At 65.0% G+C, this 20908-nt stretch carries 14 protein-coding genes and 1 pseudogene; 6 read left to right on the forward strand and 9 right to left on the reverse strand.

Annotated elements, in window-relative coordinates; genetic code table 11:
* Positions 1 to 50: 50 nt before the first annotated feature.
* Genes ACODS5_RS11835 through ACODS5_RS11850 form a run of 4 tightly spaced genes read left to right on the forward strand, consistent with a single transcriptional unit; the run spans position 51 to position 4953 of the window.
* Positions 51 to 1520, forward strand: coding sequence for an efflux transporter outer membrane subunit (locus ACODS5_RS11835; protein WP_489108751.1), 1470 nt, complete (start codon positions 51 to 53; stop codon positions 1518 to 1520).
* Positions 1513 to 2694, forward strand: a complete 1182-nt coding sequence (locus ACODS5_RS11840; RefSeq protein WP_134689402.1) for an HlyD/EmrA/EmrK family protein — start codon at positions 1513 to 1515, stop codon at positions 2692 to 2694. Before ACODS5_RS11835 ends, ACODS5_RS11840 begins: the two co-directional genes overlap by 8 nt.
* A complete protein-coding gene (locus ACODS5_RS11845; RefSeq protein ID WP_489108752.1) occupies positions 2691 to 4220 on the forward strand; it encodes a DHA2 family efflux MFS transporter permease subunit in 1530 nt (509 codons plus the stop codon). Before ACODS5_RS11840 ends, ACODS5_RS11845 begins: the two co-directional genes overlap by 4 nt.
* Before the next feature lie 13 nt (positions 4221 to 4233).
* Entirely contained in the window at positions 4234 to 4953 is a 720-nt protein-coding gene (locus tag ACODS5_RS11850) for a siderophore-interacting protein (protein WP_489108753.1), read from the forward strand.
* 46 nt (positions 4954 to 4999) lie between these two features.
* On the opposite strand, the gene ACODS5_RS11855 is transcribed toward ACODS5_RS11850, so the two are convergent.
* The 8 genes and pseudogenes from ACODS5_RS11855 to ACODS5_RS11890 all read right to left on the reverse strand — a co-directional run bounded on the left by ACODS5_RS11855 (position 5000) and on the right by ACODS5_RS11890 (position 16006).
* On the reverse strand, positions 5000 to 5758 hold the full coding sequence (locus ACODS5_RS11855) for an FAD-binding oxidoreductase (RefSeq protein WP_489108754.1): 759 nt from the start codon (positions 5756 to 5758) through the stop codon (positions 5000 to 5002).
* A gap of 14 nt (positions 5759 to 5772) precedes the next feature.
* Entirely contained in the window at positions 5773 to 6819 is a 1047-nt protein-coding gene (locus ACODS5_RS11860; RefSeq protein ID WP_134689394.1) for a phenylacetate--CoA ligase, read from the reverse strand.
* A gap of 217 nt (positions 6820 to 7036) precedes the next feature.
* Positions 7037 to 8329: an NAD(P)/FAD-dependent oxidoreductase gene (locus tag ACODS5_RS11865; protein WP_489108755.1), complete on the reverse strand. Its 1293-nt coding sequence runs from the start codon at positions 8327 to 8329 to the stop codon at positions 7037 to 7039.
* A 51-nt stretch (positions 8330 to 8380) separates the two neighbouring features.
* Positions 8381 to 9907 carry an amino acid permease gene (locus tag ACODS5_RS11870; RefSeq protein ID WP_372239468.1) on the reverse strand — a complete coding sequence of 509 codons (1527 nt, stop codon included), beginning with the start codon at positions 9905 to 9907 and terminating at the stop codon, positions 8381 to 8383.
* 506 nt (positions 9908 to 10413) lie between these two features.
* On the reverse strand, positions 10414 to 12174 hold the full coding sequence (locus tag ACODS5_RS11875; protein WP_489108756.1) for a phosphoethanolamine transferase CptA: 1761 nt from the start codon (positions 12172 to 12174) through the stop codon (positions 10414 to 10416).
* Positions 12175 to 12471: 297 nt separating this feature from the next.
* Complete coding sequence (locus ACODS5_RS11880) at positions 12472 to 13227, reverse strand: methyl-accepting chemotaxis protein (protein WP_489108785.1); 756 nt, start codon at positions 13225 to 13227, stop codon at positions 12472 to 12474.
* Positions 13228 to 13329: 102 nt separating this feature from the next.
* Positions 13330 to 14598, reverse strand: a pseudogene (locus tag ACODS5_RS11885) (methyl-accepting chemotaxis protein); the annotation flags it as partial.
* 55 nt (positions 14599 to 14653) lie between these two features.
* A complete protein-coding gene (locus ACODS5_RS11890; protein ID WP_489108757.1) occupies positions 14654 to 16006 on the reverse strand; it encodes an APC family permease in 1353 nt (450 codons plus the stop codon).
* Between the two features lie 417 nt (positions 16007 to 16423).
* On the opposite strand from ACODS5_RS11890, the gene ACODS5_RS11895 reads away from it, so the two are divergent.
* Positions 16424 to 17935: a YdgA family protein gene (locus ACODS5_RS11895; RefSeq protein ID WP_134689383.1), complete on the forward strand. Its 1512-nt coding sequence runs from the start codon at positions 16424 to 16426 to the stop codon at positions 17933 to 17935.
* A gap of 233 nt (positions 17936 to 18168) precedes the next feature.
* Positions 18169 to 19227, forward strand: coding sequence for a quinolinate synthase NadA (nadA, locus tag ACODS5_RS11900; protein ID WP_134689381.1), 1059 nt, complete (start codon positions 18169 to 18171; stop codon positions 19225 to 19227).
* Between the two features lie 165 nt (positions 19228 to 19392).
* Here the strand turns inward: nadA and ACODS5_RS11905 are convergent, their stop codons facing one another.
* On the reverse strand, positions 19393 to 20829 hold the full coding sequence (locus tag ACODS5_RS11905; RefSeq protein ID WP_134689379.1) for a M48 family metalloprotease: 1437 nt from the start codon (positions 20827 to 20829) through the stop codon (positions 19393 to 19395).
* Positions 20830 to 20908 lie beyond the last annotated feature (79 nt).

Genomic DNA, 20908 nt, shown 5'->3' on the forward strand with positions numbered 1-20908 from the left:
ATGACGCTACCTAACATCCCATTGCAACCCAACCCGCCAAGGATGTTGTGATGGAACCCTCTCATTCGCTTCAGCAGGGGCTGGCGATCTGCCTGCTGCTGGCGCTGCCAGGCTGCGTCAGCCCCGGGCACAGCCCCGAACCGCCCAAACCCTTGTCACTGGAGCAGCTCGAGGCTGGTCGGGACATCGACCGTGTCGCGACCCAACCCTCGTCGCCTTTGGACGACCGCTGGTGGCAGCGGTTCAATGACAGTGACCTCGACCGCTTGCTGGCCACCGCCCTGGACACGGCGCCGAGCCTTGCGATCGCCAGTGCGCGGATCGATTGGGCGCAAGCCGAGGCCGGCATTACCCTGGCCAACACCCGACCGAACCTGTCGGCCATGACCCAGATCCTGCGTAGCCAGGATTCGCAGCATTACAAGACCGGCGCCGACGAGGCCGGGGTCTGGCACACCGATGGCCAGGCGTTGCTGCAGGGGCGCTACAACCTCGACCTGTGGGGCCTGAACCGCGCCTTGAACGAGGCGGCGGTAGGTAGCCTGCGCGCGGCCCAGGCCGACCAGGCGGTGGCGCGCCTGGCGCTCAGTGGCAGCCTGGTGGAAACCTGGTTCGCCCTCGGTGGTGTGCTCGAGCAGCAGGCCATTGTCGAGCAGACCCTGGAACAACGGCGCAGCATCCTGCGCCTGAGCGAGGACCGGCTGAAGTCCGGCCTGGGCACCCAGGTCGACGTCGTCCGCGCCCGTGGGCCCATCCCACTGCTGGAGGCCGAGCAGGCACGCCTGCAAGGCGCCGCCCGTGGCTATCAGTTGCGCCTGGCCGCCTTGGCCGGTAAAGGCCCGGGCTGGGGCGAACAATGGCGGCCCCGCATCAGCGATCCACGGCGCAGCGTGACCCTGCCCAGCCACTTGCCGGCCGAGCTTATCGGCAGCCGGCCCGATGTGGTCGCCCAGCGCTGGCGCGTCGAGGCCCAGGGCAAGCGCATCGGCGCGGCCCGCGCGGCGTTCTATCCGAACATCGATTTGCTCGCATTCGCCGGCTTCCAAAGTTTCAGTTTCCAGAACCTGTTCCACCACGACAGCCGCACCTATGGCGTGGGGCCGGCGGTGACCTTGCCGATCTTCGATGCCGGGCGCCTGCGCAGCCAGTACCAGGCGCAGCAGGCCGGTTATGCCGAGGCCGTGGCCGGCTACAACCAAACCCTGGTCAACGCCCTGGGCGAGGTGGCCGGGCATGTCTCGCAGCTACGCGCCATCGAAGGCCAGCGCATGAAGACCGTGCAAGGGCTGGATGAAGCAGAGCAGGTCTACGACCTGGAAAGCCTGCGCTACCGGCAAAGCCTCACCGACTTCCTGCATGTGCTGGATGCCCAGACCCGAGTGCTCGATACGCGCATGCAACTGGTGCAGTTGAAAACTGCGGCACTGCAGAACCATGCCGGCCTGCTGCGCGCCCTTGGCGGTGGCTGGAAAGAAACCGATCAGAACTCTACTACGCTCGCAGGAGTCTCCCATGAGTGACGCCACCCAAACCCCAGCCCCGGCGCCGGCCAAGTCGCGCCGTGGCCTGATTTTCCTGCTCATCGCCCTGGTCGCCGTGGCCGCTGCTGTCGTCGTCGGCCTGTGGTACTGGCTGTATGGGCGCCTCTACGAAAGCACCGACAACGCCTATGTGCGCGGCGATGTGGTGCTGATCTCGGCCCAGGTGCGCGGTACTGCCACCGCGGTGAACATCCAGAACACCGACACGGTCAAGGCCGGTGACGCCCTGGTCGAGATCGACCCGGCCGACGCGCGCCTGAGCCTGGATGCGGCCACCCATCAACTGGCCCTGACCGTGCGCACGGTCAACAGCCTGTACGCCGAGGAAAACGACCTGGCCGCCCAGGTCAAACTGCGCCAGGCCGAAGCCAATCGGGCCAACCAGGATTTGCAACGGCGTCGTTCGGTGATCGCCCAGGGCGGTGTATCCGGCGAGGACCTGCACCATGCCGAGGAAGCCGCGCAGATCGCCCAGTCCGGCCTGCGTGCGGCCGAGGCCAAGCTGGTGGCGCTGCAGGCGCGGATCCAGGGCACCACGGTGGAGAACCACCCACAAGTCGCCGCCGCCGCCGAGCGGGTGCGCGAAGCTTACCTGGCGCTGGCGCGGACCAAGGTGCCGGCGCCGGTCGATGGCCTGATCACCAAGCGTGCCGTGCAAGTGGGCCAGCACATCGAGCCAGGCACCGTGCTGATGGGCCTGGTGCCGCTGGACAAGGTCTGGGTCGAAGCCAACTTCAAGGAGTCGCAGCTGGGCCAGATCAAGGTCGGCCAGCGGGTCGAGCTGTTTGCCGACCTGTATGGCGAAAGCGTGGTCTATCACGGCCGCATCCAGGGGATCGAGGCGGGTAGCGGCGCGGCGTTCGCCACTATTCCTGCGCAGAACGCCACCGGTAACTGGATCAAGGTGGTGCAACGGGTGCCGGTGCGCATCGCCCTGGACCGTGACGAGGTGCTGCGCCACCCGCTGCGCATCGGTTTGTCGATGACCGCCAAGGCAACCCTGGGTGAGCCGGACGCACCGGCGCCCAGCAGCGTACAGGACAACACCGAAGTCTATGGCAGTGTCGGCAGCGGCAGCGATGCCTTGGTGAACCGGATCATCGCCGAGAACCTGCAGGCCTCGAAGCTGAGTGTGTCGAGGAATGACCGATGAGCAGCGCCAAGCGTCCCATCGAGCCGCTCAGTGGCGGCACGCTGGTGCTCGGCGCGCTGGCGATCGGCATGGCCAACTTCATGATGGTGCTCGACACCACCATCGCCAACGTCGCGGTGCCGACCATTTCCGGCAACCTCGGCGTGGCCCCCGACCAAGGCACCTGGGTGCTGACCTCGTTCAGCATCTCCCTGGCCATCGGCCTGCCGCTCACCGGCTGGCTGGCCCAGCGCTTCGGCCAGGTCAAACTGTTCCTCAGCGCGGTGGTGCTGTTCGTGTTGGCGTCGGTGTGCTGCGGCCTGGCGCCGAACCTGACCTCGTTGCTGGTCTTCCGGGTGTTCCAGGGTGCGGTCTGCGGCCCCCTGGCGCCGCTGTCCCAGGCGCTGCTGGTGGCGATCTTCCCTCCGGCGCGGCGTACCACGGCGCTGGTGGTGTGGTCGATGACCACCTTCCTCGGGCCGGTCTGTGGCCCGATCCTCGGTGGCTACCTGACGGACAACATCAGTTGGCCGTGGATCTTCTATATAAATGTGCCGGTCGGCATCTTCATCCTGCTGGCCCTCGGCCAGGTGCTGAACGGCCGCGACAACCCTACCCGCAAGTTGCCGGTGGACGTGGTCGGCCTGCTGTTGCTGATGGTCGCGGTCGGCTCGCTGCAGATCCTGCTCGACAAGGGCCAGGACCTGGACTGGTTCGCGTCCACGCCAATTCGTGCGCTGGGGGTTATCACCGTGCTGGGTTTCGCCTCGCTGATCACCTGGGAGCTGACCGCGCAGCACCCGATTCTCGATCTGCGTCTGTTCAGGGAACGCAACTACGCCATCGGCACGCTGTGCGTGAGCCTGGGCTTTGCCCTGTACTTCGCCTCGCTGGTGCTGGTGCCGCTGTGGCTGCAGACCGAAATGGGCTACACCGCGACCTGGGCCGGCATCGCCACCGCGCCGCTGGGCATTGCCGGGGTGGCGCTGGCGCCTTTCATCGGCCGCATGATGCAGCACACCGATGCGCGCGTGCTGGCGAGCATGGCCTTCATCTGCTGGATCGGCGCGTCTCTGTGGCGCATGCATTTCGAGACCAACCTGGACATCGCCTTCATCGGTTGGAACTCGGTGCTGATGGGCGCCGGCACGGCGTTCTTGTTCACCCCGCTGGTGGCGATTTCGTTGTCGCGCTTGCCGCCGGAGAAGATCCCGGCGGCCCTGGGCCTGCAGAACGCCCTGCGCATGACCGGCGCCAGCTTCGCGGTGTCCCTCGGCCCGGCCTTCTGGGACCACCGCGCGCGTCAGCACCAGGTGGAGCTGGCCGAGCGGATGACCCCGTTCGACCACTGGAGCGCACAGGCCCAGGACAACCTCGGCCAGCTCGGGCTGTCGGCCCAGGGCGCCCTGGAGTCGCTGGGCCGCACCATCGACCGGCAGGCACACATGTTGGCCCTGAACGATTTCTCCCTGGCCAGCGCCTGGCTGTTCTGCGCGGTGCTGGCGATTGTCTGGATGGCCCGTTCACCCAAGGCGAAAGCCAAATAAACCTGGAGTTTTCATGCTCGAATTTCGCAAAAGAATGAAATACAACCTCGAAGTCACCGATATCCGCGATGTCACGCCGCTGGTGCGGCGTGTCACCTTGAAGGGCGACCTGTTCGCCGAGGTGCCACCCTGCCAGGCGGGGCAGTGGCTGAAGCTGTTCCTGCCCAGCGCGGGCAGCCAGGTCACCCGCGCCTACACCATCCGCCGGCATTTTCCGCAATCGGCTCGGGTCGAGGTCGACTTCGTGCGCCATGACCATGGTCCTGCGGGGCGTTGGGTGGAGCGGGCCTGGGTCGGTGAGCAGATTGGCTGTTCGGCCTTGCGCGGCGGCTTCCAGCCCCAGGACGATGCCGAGTGGATGCTGCTGGCCGCCGATGAGACCGGCACCCCGGCGGTGATGAGCATTCTCGAGAGCCTGTCGCCGCGCGACCGCGCCCTGGTGGTGCTGGAGGCGGCGAGCCTGAGTGAACTGCAGGCGGTGGATTCGCTGGCCACGGTCAATTGCGAGTGGTATTTCCGCGATGAGCACCCGGCCGGCAGCAACTTGTTGCTCGAAGGTATCAAGCGTTTGCAACTGCCCTCGGGGATCGGCCAGTTCTGGATTGCCAGCGAGGCGCAGGCGGTCAACGAGGTGCGTGACTACCTCACCGAAACCTGTTCGATCCAGCGCCGCCTGGTGCGTGGCAAGGGCTACTGGATGCGCGGCGTCGCCGACCATCGCGACCGCGATTGAGCGCACGTTCGCCTTGCGCTGCCAGGCAGCGCAAGGCCCTCGGGCCCTAGCAGGGCTGCAGCCTGGGCTCGGCCAGGCGTTCGAAATGCAGGCGCTCGGCGGCCAGGCCGTAATCCTTCAGCGCCCCTCCCACCGTCTCGACCATGGCCTGCGGCCCACACAGGAACGCCGCGTCGAGCCGGCTGACGTCGATCCATTCACGGAACAGGGTGTCGCACATGGCCAGGTCCAGGCGCCCGGACGGCAGACCGTTGTCGTTGCTTTCCCGGCTGAAAAGCAGGATCAGTTCCAGGCGTTGCCCATACAGGGCCTGCAGCGCGGCCAGGCGTTCGCCGAACAGCAGGCTGGCGCGGTCGCGGTTGCCATAGACCAAGGTAAAGCGGCTGTCGTCGTCGTTTTCCAGGGTGGCCTTGATGATTGGCAGCAACGCGGTGATGCCGCTGCCCGAGGCCATGCCCAGGCAATGGTGGACCGGGGCTTGCGGCTCGGGGCGATAGGACGAACCTGCCGGCGGCATGACCAGCAAAGTATCGCCCACGCTCAATTGGGTATTGGCATAGCTGGAGAAACGGCCCTGCGGCACATGCCGGATCGCTACCCGCAACTCGCCGTCGTCGGGTGCGCTGAAAATCGAATACGAACGCCGTACCGGCTCACCTTGCAACTGGGCTTGCAGCTGCAGGTACTGCCCTTGCTGGAAGCGGTAGGTCGCGCTCAGGTGCGCGGGTACGGTAAAGGCGCTCGACACGGTGTCGGCGCTTTCGCGGCGGATATCGGCGACTTGCAGCGGGTGCATGACAGTCATGGCGCGGGTCCTGTTCAGGCGCTCTGGCGCAGGGGCTTGGCCTCGGGGCCGGCGAGGCGTTCGAGGCGGCGCATGCTGTGGCTGGTGCCTGGCAGCAAGCGGCCGATCTCGCCGGTGCGGTAGCGGATCATCGGCAGCGCCTCGCGGCTCAAGGTGGTCAGCACCACCTCGCCGAACTGGCCATCGGGCAGCGGCGTGCCGCTGTCGGGGTCGATGATCTCGGGGTAGAAGTGGTCTTCCCACAGCGTGACGCCATCACGTGACTCCAGGCATTCCATGCCGATGCCTGGGTCCATCAGCGCCGACACGCCGTACAAGGCCAGGGTCTGGACGCCCAGGCGGCGCTCGAGCTCCTGGCGCAGGCTGTTGCTGCACGGTTGCGGGCCGAGCAGCACGGTGCGCAACGACAGGCCCGGCAAGCTGACGCCCTGGCGCTCCAGCTCAGGGGCCAGGGCCAGTAGCTGCGCCGGGCTTGCCACCAGCATTTGCGGCTGGAAGTCGCACAGCAGGCGTACCTGTTCATAGGTTTCGCGCGCGGCCAGGGGGATCAATGCGCAGTGCAAGCGCTCGGCGCCCAGTTGCAGGCCGGCACTGGCGCCGTCCAGGCTGCCGAGCGCGTACAGGCGATCACCGGCATGGGCACCGGCAACGCGCAGCGAGCGCGCGACCAACGTCGCCCAGACCTCCTGGTCGTTGCGCGTATAGCCAATGAGTGGTGAGCGGGCGCTGCCGTCGTGGCAGGCTTGCAGGCGCACCACTTGCCGCGGGGAGACGGCGAACAGCGAGAACGGATAGTGGTGGTGCAGCTCGGCGTTGCCGATGAAAGGAAAGCGGGCGAGGTCCTCCAGCTCCTGGAGCTGCTCGGGGTGCAGGCCCATGGCTTCGAACTGCTGGCGGTACCAGGGCACGTTGCGCCAGGCGTGTTTCAGCGACCAGCGCAGGCGCCGCAACTGCACGTCGCGCAGTTGTTCGAGGCTGCAGGTTTCCAGGGTGTCGCGCTGGGGCTGGGTGAGCGGGCGTTGTTCAAAGGCAATGACATCGAGGCGTGTGTTGGCGTTCATCTTCCAAGTCCGTTTGGTAGGCCGACCATCAGGCTTGCATGCTATGCCGGGGTAGGGGGTATGGCTACTCGCATTGCCCGGCCTGCGCTTGACCGGTCGCGCTGCGGTTCCCGGCTTGTCGACTCGCGTCCGCGGCGTCTGCTTGGCCAGCAAGGCCGGCGCCTGAACGGGTGTGCCGGGTAGGCGCCGGCTTGCCGGCGAACCCGGGCAACGCCATTCAGCGATTCAGCCGTCGCGCATCGAACGCGTCGCGGGCCTGGTAGGCGCTGTAGGTGGCTTGCGCGGCGAGCATCCCGGCCAGTCCATAGGTGCGCTGCAGGCCGAACCGGGCAAAACCCTGGGGCACCGGCAGCCGCCGGGCAATGGCATCGGCCAGCACTTCGCCGGCCACGGTGGTGGGCGCCATGCCATGCCCGCCAAAGCCGACGGCGTGCCAGATGCCCTGTTCGTCCTGGCCGATCTGGGCCATCTGGTGCCGGCCGTAGCTCATCAACCCACCCCACGAGTACTCCAGTTGCACATCCTCGAGCTGCGGGTAGACGCTTGCCAGGTCGGCCTTGAGCAATTTGGCGATCGCCTGCGGCCCGCGGTCGAGGATGGAAATGCGCCCGCCCCAGAGGATTCGCGTGTCCTGCAGTGGGCGGTAGTAATCGAAGGCGAAGCGTGTGTCGTAGATCGCCGACTGGCAGGTAATGGCGTCCTGCAAGCGTTCACCCAGCGGCGGGGTGGTCACCACGTAGGTGGCGATCGGCAGCACCGCGCGTTCGACCGGCGCATGCACGCCGCGCGCATAGCCGCCGCCGGAGAACACCACTTCCTCGGCATGGACCTCGCCTTGCACGGTGCGCACGATGTAGCCACCGCCGGCCTTTTTTTCGATCCGGGTGACCGGTGAGTGCTCGCACAGGGTCACGCCAGCGTCGCTGGCGGCGCGGGCCACGCCACAGACGTATTTGAGCGGATGGAAGTGGAACGCGTTGCGCTCGAGCAGGCCGCCGTAATAGCGCTCGCTCTTGAGCTGTTCCTTCAATTGGCCCGGAGAAAGATAGGCCCAGTCCACGCCATAGGCTTCTTTCATCAATTGGCGGGGTTTGTCCAGGCGCGACGGGTCGTTGAACCAGTTGGCGAGGATCACGCCTTGGTCGATCAGGTCGCAGTCGATGGCGTACTGACGGGTGCGTTGGCGGATCAGGTCGACGGCATCGAGGGTCAACTGGTAAAGGCGACGGGCCTCGCTGGCGCCCAGGGTCGCCAGCAGTTCGGCGTTGCCCAGGCTATAGCCGCCGAACACGAATCCGCCATTGCGCCCCGAGGCGCCATGGCCGATGCGCTCGGCTTCGAGCAGGGTGACGTCGGTCACGCCGCGCTCGGCCAGGCCCAGGGCGGTAGACAGACCGGCCAGGCCGCCGCCGAGAATGCACACGCGGGTCGTGGTGCGACCGGCCTGGGCGGGGTAGTCGCTGCGGCGCACGGTCGCTTCATAGTAGGAGTCGAGGAAATGGCTGGTCATCATGATCCCGGGCAGTCAGGGCGGGCCGTTGCCGGCCCGCGACGGTGGTTCTCAGGCCGGCAGCTGTTTGGCCGTGCCGGGCTGGGCATGGGCGGCAGCGGCTGGGGCGCTGGCCTTGCGCGTCTCGATGCTGGAGAAGTCCATCTCTTTGTAGCGCACGGTGCGCGAGCCGGTGAGCAGCTTGTGGCCCCACCACATCACCACGAACAGCACCAGGCCGACGTAGGTGGCGAGGGCGCCGATCCAGTCGATCTGCCCGCCGAGGAACGCCTGGTAGTTCTGCCCGAGCATCACCACCAGGCACAGGCCGAAGGCGAACAGTGGCCCAATCGGGAAGAACTTCGACACGTAGGGCAGCCTGGCCAGGTCGTGGCCCTGATACAGATAGCCACGGCGGAAGCGGTAATGGCTGACGGCGATGCCCAGCCAGGCGATGAAACCCAGCATGCCGGAGGTATTGAGCAGCCACAGGTAGAGCTTGCCGGGGCTGAACAGGAAGCTCAGCAGGCACAGGCCGGCCACTGCCGCGGTGGCCAGCAGCGCCCACACTGGCGTGCCGCTGCGGGTGAGTCGGGCGAAGATCGCCGGTGCCTTGCGTTCCAGGGCCAGGCTGTAGAGCATGCGCGAGGAGGCATACATGCCCGAGTTGCCGGCCGACAGCACCGAGGTGAGGATCACCGCGTTCATCACGGCGGCGGCGGCGAGCATGTCGGCCTTGGAGAAAATCAGGGTGAACGGGCTGATGGTGATGTCGGACAGGCCGTCCTTGAGCAGGCGCGGATCGGTGTAGGGGATCAGCAGGCCGATGACGATGATGGTGCACACGTAGAACAGCAGGATGCGCCAGAAAATCTGGCGCACGGCCTTGGGAATATTGCGCCCGGGGTTTTCCGTCTCGCCGGCGGCGATGCCGACGAACTCGGTGCCCTGGAACGAAAAGCCGACGATCATCGCCACGCCGATCAGTGCTGGCAGGCCGCCGGCGATGGGCGCCTCGCCGAGTTGCCAGAGCTGGGCGCCGCCATCCTGGCCGCCTTCGAGAATGCCCAGCAGCATCAGTACGCCGACGATGATGAAGACGATGATGGTCACCACCTTGATCAAGGCGAACCAGAACTCGGCCTCGCCGAAGAAGCGTACCGAGGCGACGTTGAGGGCGAACAACAAGGCCAGGAACGCCGCGCTCCAGATCACTCCGGGGGTGTCGGGGAACCAGTAGGTCATGATGATCTGCACCGCCACCAGGTCCACGGCAATGGTTACCGCCCAGGCGTACCAGTAGTTCCAGCCAAGGGCGAAGCCGAAGCTTTCTTCCACGTAGCGCGAGGCGTAGGTGGAGAACGAGCCGCTGACCGGCATGCACGCCGCCAGTTCGCCGAGGCTGGTCATCAGGAAGTACACCATCAGGCCGATCACCGCGAACGACAGCAGGGCGCCGCCTGGGCCGGACTGGGCGATGGTGGCGCCGGAGGAGACGAACAATCCGGTGCCGATCGAACCGCCAATGGCGATCATGTTCAGGTGGCGGCTGGTCAGGGTGCGCTTGAGTTGTCCTGATGAGGGAGGTGCGGCAGTCAAACTTGCTGTGTTGTTCGAATGGGTCATGGGCAACCTATTTGATCTGCATTCAAGTGAGTTGTTGTTCTTGTTGTGTTCTGGCCACTTGCAGTTACTGCGGCGAAAAAGCCTTTGCACGGACGCACTCTGGCCGATGGCGGCTCCACGGCCATGGCGGTCACGATTGCATTGATGGAAGTCAGTATCGACCTCGAAAGACGCGGGGAACAAACGACCATTAGTTGCTATATCATTCCTTTTGGGAATGTTTTGTTTCGTCGTTTTGATAAGTCTGACAATCGATAAAAGTGCCTTTTGATAAGGTGATTATTTAAAGTTGTCGAGTTTTAAGGAGTTTGGGCTTGTCACTTCGACGACAGATGTCGTCTATTTGTATTTTGGACAAGGCGCCTCATCTGGGTGGGTGGAAAAAATTTCATCACCCGTAGCCATACGAAAAGCCGGTACCTGGATGACCAGGTACCGGCTTGAAGGCTTGCGCAGGGAGAACGGGCTTGCGCCCTTGGTCACTTGCTCTGAGGGCTGGCGATATCGCTGCTGGCGGTACGCTGCTCCTTGTCATCGTTGACGCCGGGTAGCTTGTCGAACTCATGCAGGCCGTTTTTCGCGTAGGGATCGCCGATCCAACGCGGGATGGCGCTGAACTGTGGGTTCACCAGGCTCTTGGCTGGCTCGAAATGGTCATAGCTCAGGCCGGCCAGGTCGGACAGGGTGTGGATCAGGTGCGCACTGCTGTAGGGGCGGTTGACCATGGCCCGCAGGTCGCGGGGGTGGGCCGCCTGCCAACTGGGCGAGGTCCACAGCAGGAAGGGGATGGTGTACATCGGTCGGGTCGGATCTGCCTCATTGCGCCCCAGTCGATCATGCTTGCCGGAGCTGTAGACATCCTCGCCGTGGTCGGAGAGGTACAGCAGGAAGCCGTTGGGCGTGGTGGCCGAGTAGCGCTTGATCAGGTCCGAGACGACGAAGTCGTTGTAGCGCACCGCGTTGTCATAGAAGTTGTAGGTTTGCACCTGCTCGGGCGACAGGGCCGCCGGCGCGCCGAGGTTGTCCTTGAAATATTCGAAGTCAGCCGGGTAGCGGTAGCGGTAGTCCATGTGGGTGCCGAGCAGATGGACGATGATCAGTTTCTTCTGCGCCGGGTCGCGCAGGGCCTGGTCGAAGGGGTCGAGCACCACGCTGTCGAACTGGCTGGCGTTCTGGGTGCGCTGGTTGTTCAGGTACACCGGCACATCCGTCTGCTGCGAGAAGGTGGTGAGCATGGTGTTGCGCTTGGTCATGGTTTGCTGGTTGGTGATCCAGAACGTCTTGTAGCCGGCCTGTTTCATCAGGTTGATCAGCGACGGGTCGGTGAGGAAGCGGTCTGGATGTTCCTCGTTGCCAAAGGTGAGGATCTGCTGCATCACCTCGATGGTGTACGGGCGTGGCGAGACCACGTTGCGAAACACCGTGAGGCTGTTGTCGCGGGCAGCCAGGGCATCGAGGTTCGGTGTGGTGTCGCGGCCATAGCCGTACAGGTGCATGTGTTCGCGGGTGGTGGACTCGCCGAGTACCAGCACCAGGGTACGGGGTGCATCGCCGCTGCTGTCCTTGAGGTTTTGCAGGGGGGGCAGGGCGGCGTTCTGGTCCAGCAGTGCCTGCATGTTGTCCAGTTGCTGGCGATACTGCCGGTAGCCGACCAGCAATTGCCAAGGTACTGCCACGGCCATGCGCTGCTCGACCCTTTCCTGGGCGTCGGCAAAGCTGCGTTGCTGGGAGACCATCTGTTTGTAGAAGGGGTAGACGAGGATGGCCGCCAACAGCAGGAACGCCACCGGAAGGCGACTGTACAGGGGCAGGTTGACGGGGCGGATGCGTTTCCACAACAGGACAGCTACCAGGCTGTAGAGTAGCAATGCGAGGCCTAGCCACACGCTGAAGTACTGGCTGAAGTATTCCCCGGCCTCGGCGGTATTGGACTCGAACATCACGAAGATGACGCTCTGTGAGAACTCCTGGCCGTAGATGCCGAAATAGCTTAGGCCTACCAACGAACTGGCCCACAGCACCACGCCGATCAGTGCGGCGAGAGGTCGGGTCAGGCGGGGTAGCAGCAGGACTGGGGCGAGCCACAGGCTGCTGAGGATGAGCGAGTCACGGAAGCCGGAAAAACCGGTGGTGCCGCTAAAGAGCAGCAGGCCTTGGGTGACGCCGGAGAAATACCAGAAGAACAGCACAAGCCAGCCGAGGCCGGCCCAGTCGGTGCGGGTGGGGGATATGCGTGACACGAGAGCCTCATAACGCCGGATGTCAGCCAGATTGGCTGGGAGGCGACGCTAAAGGGGGCGGCGTGAAAACTTCGTGAACAATTCATGAAACTCCCGAGGACACCGCGGTTGCTCTTGCTCTGCTTTTGATTTTGCTTCTAAGCGCGCGGTAGTTCAGTCGACATAAATTGCCACTTCAGGAGACCGCGCTCCGGCCTCCTGAAGTTGTGACGTTGATCTTTCGACCTTGGATGAAGATCAAGATCAGGTATGGCTCAGATCATGGGTGGGCGAGGAGGGAGGTGTCCCTCCACATGATCACACCCGAAATTGCGCCATCAATACCTGCTGTTCGTTGGCCAACCGATTCAACGCCTGGCTGATCCGCGCCGACTCGTCCGCCTGCCCTGACAGCGACTCGGTCACGTCACGAATCCCCGCCACGTTGCGGTTCACCTCCTCGGCCACCGCACTCTGCTCCTCGGCAGCCGAGGCGATCTGCAGGTTCATGTCGGTGATTACCGCCACCGCCTCGCCGATCCGCTGCAACGCAGGCAAGGTCTGCTCCATCTGCGCGGCGCTGTCCTGGGCCTGGCGCTGGCCCGCATGCATCGCCCCCACCACATCCTGCGTGCCCTGCTGCAAACCCTCGATCACCTGGCGGATCTCCTCCACCGACACCTGGGTGCGCTGGGCCAGGTTGCGCACCTCATCGGCCACTACAGCGAAACCACGCCCAGCCTCGCCGGCCCGAGCCGCCTCGATCGCCGCGTTGAGCGCCAGCAAATTGGTCTGCTCGGCAATCGCGCGGATCACCTCCAGCACCGAGCCGATCTGCTCGCCTCGGCTCTCCAGCGCCCGGGCCTCGTCCATCGCCGCGTTCATGCCATCGGCGAGCTGGTCGATCGCCGTGCGCGTCGCCGCAACCCGCGCCAGGCCATCGCGGGTCGCCTGGTCGGCGCCGCGGGCGGCTTGCGCGGCCTGGGCGGCATTGTGCGCGACATCGTGGGCCGTGGCGCTCATTTCGTTTGCCGCAGTGGCCACCTGCTCGATCTCGCGGTGCTGCAGCTGCATGCCATCGCTGGTCTGGCTGGCGATCAACGCCGACTGGTCGGCGGTGCCGCGGGCCTCCTGCACCGAGCCCTTGAGCTGGGCGATCACCGGTTGCAGCTTGTCGAGGAAGCGGTTGAACCAGCCGGTCAGTTGGCCCAGTTCGTCGTCGCGGGCATAGTCCAGGCGCCGGGTCAGGTCACCCTCGCCACTGGCGATGTCTTCCAGGCGCGCCGCCACGGCAAGGATCGGCCGGGTCACGCCGCGGGCGGTCAGCCACACCAGCAACAGGCCGAGCACCGCCGCGCCGAGGCCGATAAGCAGGCTGACCAGGTTGGCTTGCTGGTTCTGGTTGTCCAGGCGCTGGTTGAGGTTGACGGCGGGGGCTTGCAGCACCTGCTCGGGCAGCTCCAGAAGGACCTGCCAGGGCGCGGCACCCGGGATCGGCGCAAACGGCCGGGAAATGCGCATGGTGCCGCCGTCCAGGCGCTCCACTGCCTGGCCCGCGCGCAAGGGGCCGGTGAGGGCGCTGGCGTTGGCGCCGAAGGCTTGCTCGATGGTCTTGCTCAGTTGCGCGGCATCCTGGCTGTGCCCGGCGAGCAGGCCCGCGGGGCTGACGATGCTGACCTGGCCCTGGCCGTCGAACAGCTCCTGGCGCCCGGCCAGGCTCAACTGCTGGAGGTTGTCCAGGCCGATGTCCAGGCCGACCACGCCGATCACCTTGTCATTGTCCAACAGCGGCAGGGCGATGCTGGTCATCAGCACCTGGTGGCCGTTGACCTCATCGAAATAAGGGTCGAGCACGCAGGCCTTGGCAGTTTCCTGCGGGCAGGTCAGCCAGCGGTTGTAGGGCGAACCGTTGGCGCCAACGCTGGTGTCGGCCAGCATCGCCTCGGGCATGGCCTCCTGCTCCAGGGCGCCCACGCTGGGTTGCGACCAGTACAGCGAGAAGCGCCCGCTGTCGTTGCTGCCGTTGGCCGCCTGGCCGACGAAGTGGTCATCCGCCTGGTCCAGGGCATTGGGTTGGAACACCAGGTACAGGCCGATCAGGTCGCTGTTGCCGGCCAGCGCGGCACGGGCCTGGCGGTTCAGTTCTTCGCGCAGGTCGGCGCCGCCGCGGGCCTTGAGCGCTTGCACCAGGCGCGCGAAGCCGTTGCCATACTGGTAGGCATCCATGAAATAACGCTGGATGCGCAGCGCCTGGGTTTCGCCGTGGGCTTGCAGGCGCAGGCGCGCGCTGCGGTCGAGCAGCTCGCTGTTGGCCTGGAACACCTGCTCGGCGCTACGCCGAGCCTGGGTCAGCGACGTCGCCACCAGCAAGGCGACGATGGCCAGCAGGCACAGGCCGGCAAGCAGGGTGATCTTCCACTGGATGGAGAGGCGGCGCGACAGCATGGGCGTTTCCTTCTCTGGCAAAAGGACGCCCGCGGTGAGGCGGGCGTCGGGTGGTTCAGTCGGCGATGCAGTTAGGTGGCGCGACCCTGAAGGCCTTGGTCAGCCAGCCCAGGTAGAACACGCCGAGCAGGGCCCAGACCCCGCCGAACAGCAAGGAGTGTTGGTTCAGGTCCAGCCACAGCGAAACGATGATGCAAAAGCCTATCGTCGGCATGACCAGATACTTGAGGTTGTTCGTCAGGCCCTTGTTCTGCCGTTCGCGGATATAGCAGTGGTTGATCACCGACAGGTTGACGAAACTGAAGGCCACCAGCGCGCCGAAGTTGATCACCGAGGTGGCGGTGACCAGGTCGAAGAAGATCGCCGACAGCGAGATCAGGCCGACCACGGCGATGTTCAGCACCGGGGTTTTGTAGCGCGGGTGCAGGCGGGCGAAGACGCTGGCCGGTATCACCTGATCGCGGCCCATCACGTAGAGCAGGCGCGAGACGCTGGTCTGCGAGGCCAGGCCCGAGGCGATGGTGTTGATCACGGTGCAGGCGATGAATACTGACTGGAACAGCTTGCAGCCGACATACAGGGCGATTTCCGGCAGCGCCGCTTCCTGGTCGTGGAAACGGGCCATGGTCGGGAAGTACGCCTGGATGAAGTAGGACACGCCGATGAACACCACGCCGCCGATCAGCGCGGTGAGGAAGATCGCCCGGGGAATGGTCTTGCCCGGGTCGCGGGTTTCTTCCGACAGGCAGGTCACCGCGTCGAAGCCCAGGAACGAGAAACACAGGATGGTCGCGCCCGCCGCCAGGGCGGCGAACTGGGTCTGCTCGTCGGCGAACGGCACCAGGCTCCAGGCCGTGCCCAGGCCTTCGCCGTGGCCCAGGCCGCGCCAGCAGAGGTAGATGAACACGGCGATGATCGCCACCTGCACGGCGACGAACAACAGGTTGAAATGCGCCACCAGGTTGACGCTGCGCATGTTGATCAGGCTGATCAGGGTGACGAAGCCAACCACCCAGACCCACGCCGGCACCTCGGGGAACATTGCCGACAGGTACAGCTTGGCCAGCAGCGCATTGACCATCGGCAACAGCAGGTAGTCCAGCAGCGATGACCAGCCGACCAGGAAGCCCACGTGCGGATTGATCGCCCGTTGGGTGTAGGTGTAGGCCGAGCCGGACTGCGGGAAGCGTCGTACCAGGGTGCCGTAGCTCACGGCGGTGAACAGGATGCCGGCCAGTGCCAGGATATACGCGCTGGGTACATGTCCGGCAGTAATGCCGGAGACGATGCCGAAGGTGTCGAACACGGTCATCGGGGTGAGGTAGGCCAGGCCGATGATCACCACGTGCCAGAGGCGCAGGGTCTTGCGGAACTGGGCATTGCCGGGAGCGCTGTGGTCAGGCTGCATGCGGGCGCTGCTCCTGTGTCGAAACAACGGGCACGGCGGGTGACGGGCACGACGAGGTCGAGCGGGTGGGCTCCATGTTGTTCACCTTTTATGTCGGAGCTGCGGGGTGGCGAAATAAAAGACGATGGCCGTTTGGGTGTCAAGTTAAACATGACAGGTTGTCAAATGGGTGGGGCATGAATCGATTTATTTGGCTGTTATGCACTCTGTTTGGCCGAGTTGGCGGGCTGTAAATCGATTTTTATGTTCGTAAAAATTTACGGTCTTTCGCAATCCATGCCGTCGTCGGCAGATACAGAAAATCCACCACGCATCACCGCGCCGACCGGGCGCCGGTGGTATTCTTGCCAATCCGCGCGCCCACCTTTGCGTGGCTCGCTCAATCGCCCTCCCTATGGACAGCAATCGGTTCTATTCATGAAGAAATCAGTTGGCATCCTTTCCGGTCTGGCCGTCGCCATCGCCGTCGCAACCACCGCTGGCGCCTGGTACACCGGCAAGCAACTGCCCGCCGAGCTCGAGCGCTCCGTTGCCCGTGGCAACGAAGAGTTGAAAAAAGCCCTGGTCGGTAACGGCGGCAGCATGACCCTCGAGCTGGTGTCGCTCGATCAACATTTCTTCACCAGCACCGCACACTACCGGCTGAAGGTCGAAAACGTGCAAGTGGGCGAGGCCGACGCGGTCAACTTCGAGGTCGGCGTGACCGATCAGATCGAGCATGGCCCGTTCCCCTGGTCGCGGGTCAAGGCGTTCAAGCTGATGCCGGTGCTGGCCACCAGCAACAGCGTGCTGGACAAGGACGACTTCACCTCGGGCTGGTACACCGCCGCCGGCGACAAGGCGCCGCTCACCGCGCAGTTCAGCCTGGGCTACGACGGCAGCGTCGACAGTGACATTCGCCTGGCGCCGGTCACCCTCAAGCAGGACGGCGACGATGTCCTGGAATTCTCCGGCATGCAGGTGCTGTTGAGCGGTGATCGCGATGGCAAGGCAGTGGCCATTCATGCCGATGCCGGGCACCTGGAACTGAACTTCGTCGACGAGCAACAGGCCCCGGTAAAGATCCTGCTCAATGGCTTCAAGGCCGGTGGCAAGCTCACCGAGACTGGCCACGACATGGTGTATGTCGGCAACTTCGACCTGGCCCTGGCCGACACCCAGGTGACCTTCGGGCCGAAGCAGGAAGTGCTGGTGCTCAAGGGGCTGCAACAGAACAACCTGTACAACGCCGAGGGCCAGGCCAAGGACAAGCTGGCCGGGCGCCTGGAATATAAAGTCGACGACATCAGCTATGCCGGGCGCAAGGTGGGCAGCGCGGAAATGGTCCTGACCATGAAGTCCATCGATATTCCGGCCATGCAGGCACTGATGGCGTGGTACCAGAGCCAGTTGCCACAGATGCAGCAGGCCGCCGCCGAAGGCGAGGCGCCTGAGCTGGAGATGACGCCTGAGGAGCAGGCCAAGGTCCAGGCCGACCTGCAGAAGCTGCTGGTCGCCAAACCGCAGGTAGCGGTGGAGAAGCTGGCGTTCAAGACCGCCAATGGCGAGAGCCACTTCAACCTGGCGATGGATTTCGCCAACCCCAGCTCTTTCGATCTGCCGCCTGATCAGTTGGGCAAGCAGTTGCTGACGCAACTCAAAGCCAAGCTCAGCGTGTCCAAGCCGATGGTCGCCGACCTGGCCACGCTGCAGGCGCTGCTCGAAGGCGAGACCGATGCCCAGGCCATTGCCCAGCAGTCCAGCCAGGCCGGTGAAATGCTCGGCATGATGGCGCTGCAGAGCGGCATGGCGACGGTGCAGGGCAGCGATGTGGTGGCAAGCCTGCAGTACGCCGATGGCATGGTCGACTTCAATGGCAAGAAGATGACAGTGGAAGAGTTCGCCCTGCTCGTCAGCGGCCACCTGGCTGCACTCCAGCCGCAGGGCTGATCCCTCAGCAGGCCCGCTCCCGTCGACTTCGTGGGAGCGGGCTTGCCCCGCGATGGCCCTCCCCGCAAAAACCCCTTTTGCATCCCCCCGATTGCCTGTAGCCTTCGCGTCCGATAAGAATCCGTGCCCGCAGAGGCGCCGAGACGCTGGCCGTCCGGCACCGCTAGCCGATCTGCCAGGGCCGGGTGATACACTCGACTGACGCGCTCGCGCGCCCCGCAGGTCCAGCGATCATGACCCAGATTTCCGAACGCCTGTTGGTACAGGCCCACCTAGACGCCAAGCAGCCCAACCCGCTGACGCCCGCGCAGGAGGCCGATTACCGTGCGGCCATCGCTGCCGAGCTGAAAAAGCAGAATGCCGTGCTCGTCGCCCACTACTATTGCGATCCGGTGATCCAGGCCTTGGCCGAGGAAACTGGCGGCTGCGTGTCCGATTCGCTGGAAATGGCGCGTTTCGGCAAGAACCACGCGGCCGAGACCGTGGTGGTGGCGGGCGTGCGTTTCATGGGTGAGACCGCGAAGATCCTCACCCCGGAAAAACGCGTGCTGATGCCGACCCTGGAGGCGACCTGCTCGCTGGACCTGGGCTGCCCGGTAGAGGCGTTCTCGGCCTTCTGCGACCAGCACCCCGAGCGCACCGTGGTGGTCTATGCCAACACCTCCGCCGCGGTGAAGGCGCGGGCCGACTGGGTGGTGACATCCAGTTGCGCGCTGGAGATCGTCGAAAGCCTGATGGACAACGGCGAGACCATCATCTGGGGGCCGGACCAGCACCTGGGGCGCTATATCCAGAAGCAGACCGGCGCCGACATGCTGCTGTGGGACGGCGCCTGCATCGTTCACGAGGAGTTCAAGTCGCGCCAGCTGGCCGACATGAAGGCGCTGTACCCGGACGCCGCGATTCTGGTGCATCCGGAGTCGCCGGAAGCGGTGATCGAGCTGGCCGACGCGGTAGGCTCCACCAGCCAGCTGATCAAGGCGGCGCAGACCTTGCCGAACAAGACCTTCATCGTCGCCACCGACCGCGGCATCTTCTACAAGATGCAGCAGCTGTGCCCGGACAAGGAATTCGTCGAGGCGCCGACCGCTGGCAACGGCGCGGCCTGCCGCAGTTGCGCGCACTGCCCGTGGATGGCCATGAACACCCTGGAGCGGGTGCTGGACTGCCTGCGCAATGGCAGCGACGAGATCTTCGTCGAGCCGGCGCTGATCCCCAAGGCGATCAAGCCGCTGAACCGTATGCTCGATTTCACCCAGGCGGCGCGGTTGAAACTGTCGGGCAACGCCTGAAGCTGCTTGCACGACCCCTGTAGGAGCGGCCTTGTGCCGCGAAAGGGCCGCATAGCGGCCCCGGGATGTACAGGCTCACACATAAAGAAGGGGTCGCTACGCAGCCCTTTCCGACCGGTCCGACGCCTCGGCAAGGCCGCTCCTACAGCGCGATCAGGACCAGGCTTAGCGCCCCATCATCTCCTTGACCATGCGCTGCTGCTCCATGATCTCGCGCTGGCGCTGGTCGATCTGCGAGGCCAGCGGGAAGTTGCTGCCCGCGCGGCGCTTGGCGTAGTCGAGCTGCTGGATCGCCTGGTCGAAGTCGCCCACCAGGGTGAAATACTCGGCGCGGGCGCGGTGCAGGCCGATGGTGTTGCCCGACAGTCCGCGCACTTCGGCGACGTCGTACCAGACGTCCGGATCGTCCGGGCGGTTCTTCACCAGGTCATCCAGCACCTTTTCCGCCTCAGCCGGCTTGCCCAGCTTGATCAGCAGGTCGGCACGTACCTGCTTGAGCGGGTAGTTGCTCGGATACTGGCCCTGCATGCGCGTGGCGCGCTGCTGGGCGTCGGCCAGGCGGTTGTTGGTGATGTCCAGGTCGATCTGCGCCAGGTTGTAGGTGATGTCGTTGGGTGCCTTGGCCAGCAACGGCTTGAGGTTCTCCCGCGCCTCGTTGAGCTGGCCGCCTTTGATCTGTGCCAGGGCCAGGCCATAGCGCGCGGCATCCATGCTCGGGTTGTCGTCGAGCTGGGCGCGGAAGCGCTTGGCGGCCAGGCCCGGGGTGCCTTCGTAGGTGAGGGCGACGCGGGCGCGGATCAATTGATAGCGCAGGCTGTCCTCGACCCCGCCCTTGGGCGCCTGTTCGGCACGGTTGCGGGTGTCGGCGATACGCGACTCGGTGACCGGGTGGGTCAGCAGGAATTCCGGTGGTTTGGCGTCATAGCGGTATTGGCGCGCCAGGCGCTCGAACATGCTGGGCATGTTGCGCGGATCGTAGCCGGCCTTTTCCAGGTTGAGGATGCCGAAGCGGTCGGCCTCCTGTTCGTTCTGTCGGGAAAAGCGCCGCTGCTCCTGGATGGCCGCAGCCTGGGTGCCGGCGATCACGCCAATGCCGGCATCACCGCCGCCGCCCGCCGCCAGCACGATACCGGCCAGCAAGGCCGCCATCATCGGCAGTTGCATGCGCTGCTGGGCTTCGACGCCGCGGGCGAAGTGGCGCTGCGACAAGTGCGCCAGTTCGTGGGCCAGTACCGAGGCGTACTCGCCTTCGGTCTGGGCGTTGAGGAACAGGCCGCCGTTGACCCCGACAATGCCGCCGGGCGCGGCGAAGGCGTTGAGCTCCTTGCTGTCGATCAGAATGAATTCCAGGCGCCGGTCCTGCAGCTGGCTGGTTTCGGCCAGCTTGTACACGCTGGTTTCGACGAAGTCCTTGAGCTGTGGGTCGTTGAGCTGGTTGACCTGGCCACGCAGCAGGCTCAGCCAGGCGCGGCCAAGCTGGTGTTCCTGTTGCGGCGAGACGATCGCGGAGCTGGCGTCGCCCAGTGACGGCAGGTCGTCGGCGTGGCCGGGCAGGGCCAGCAGGCAGGCCAGCGTCAACAGGGTGGGGCGCAGTAGATTCATGCAGAAGCTCGCGTCGGTCAAAAGCCTTACTGTAGCCGGGTCGCGCGATGCCGACCAGTGGCGGTATCCTAGCGGCCTT

This window comes from Pseudomonas sp. FG47 (assembly GCF_057809115.1).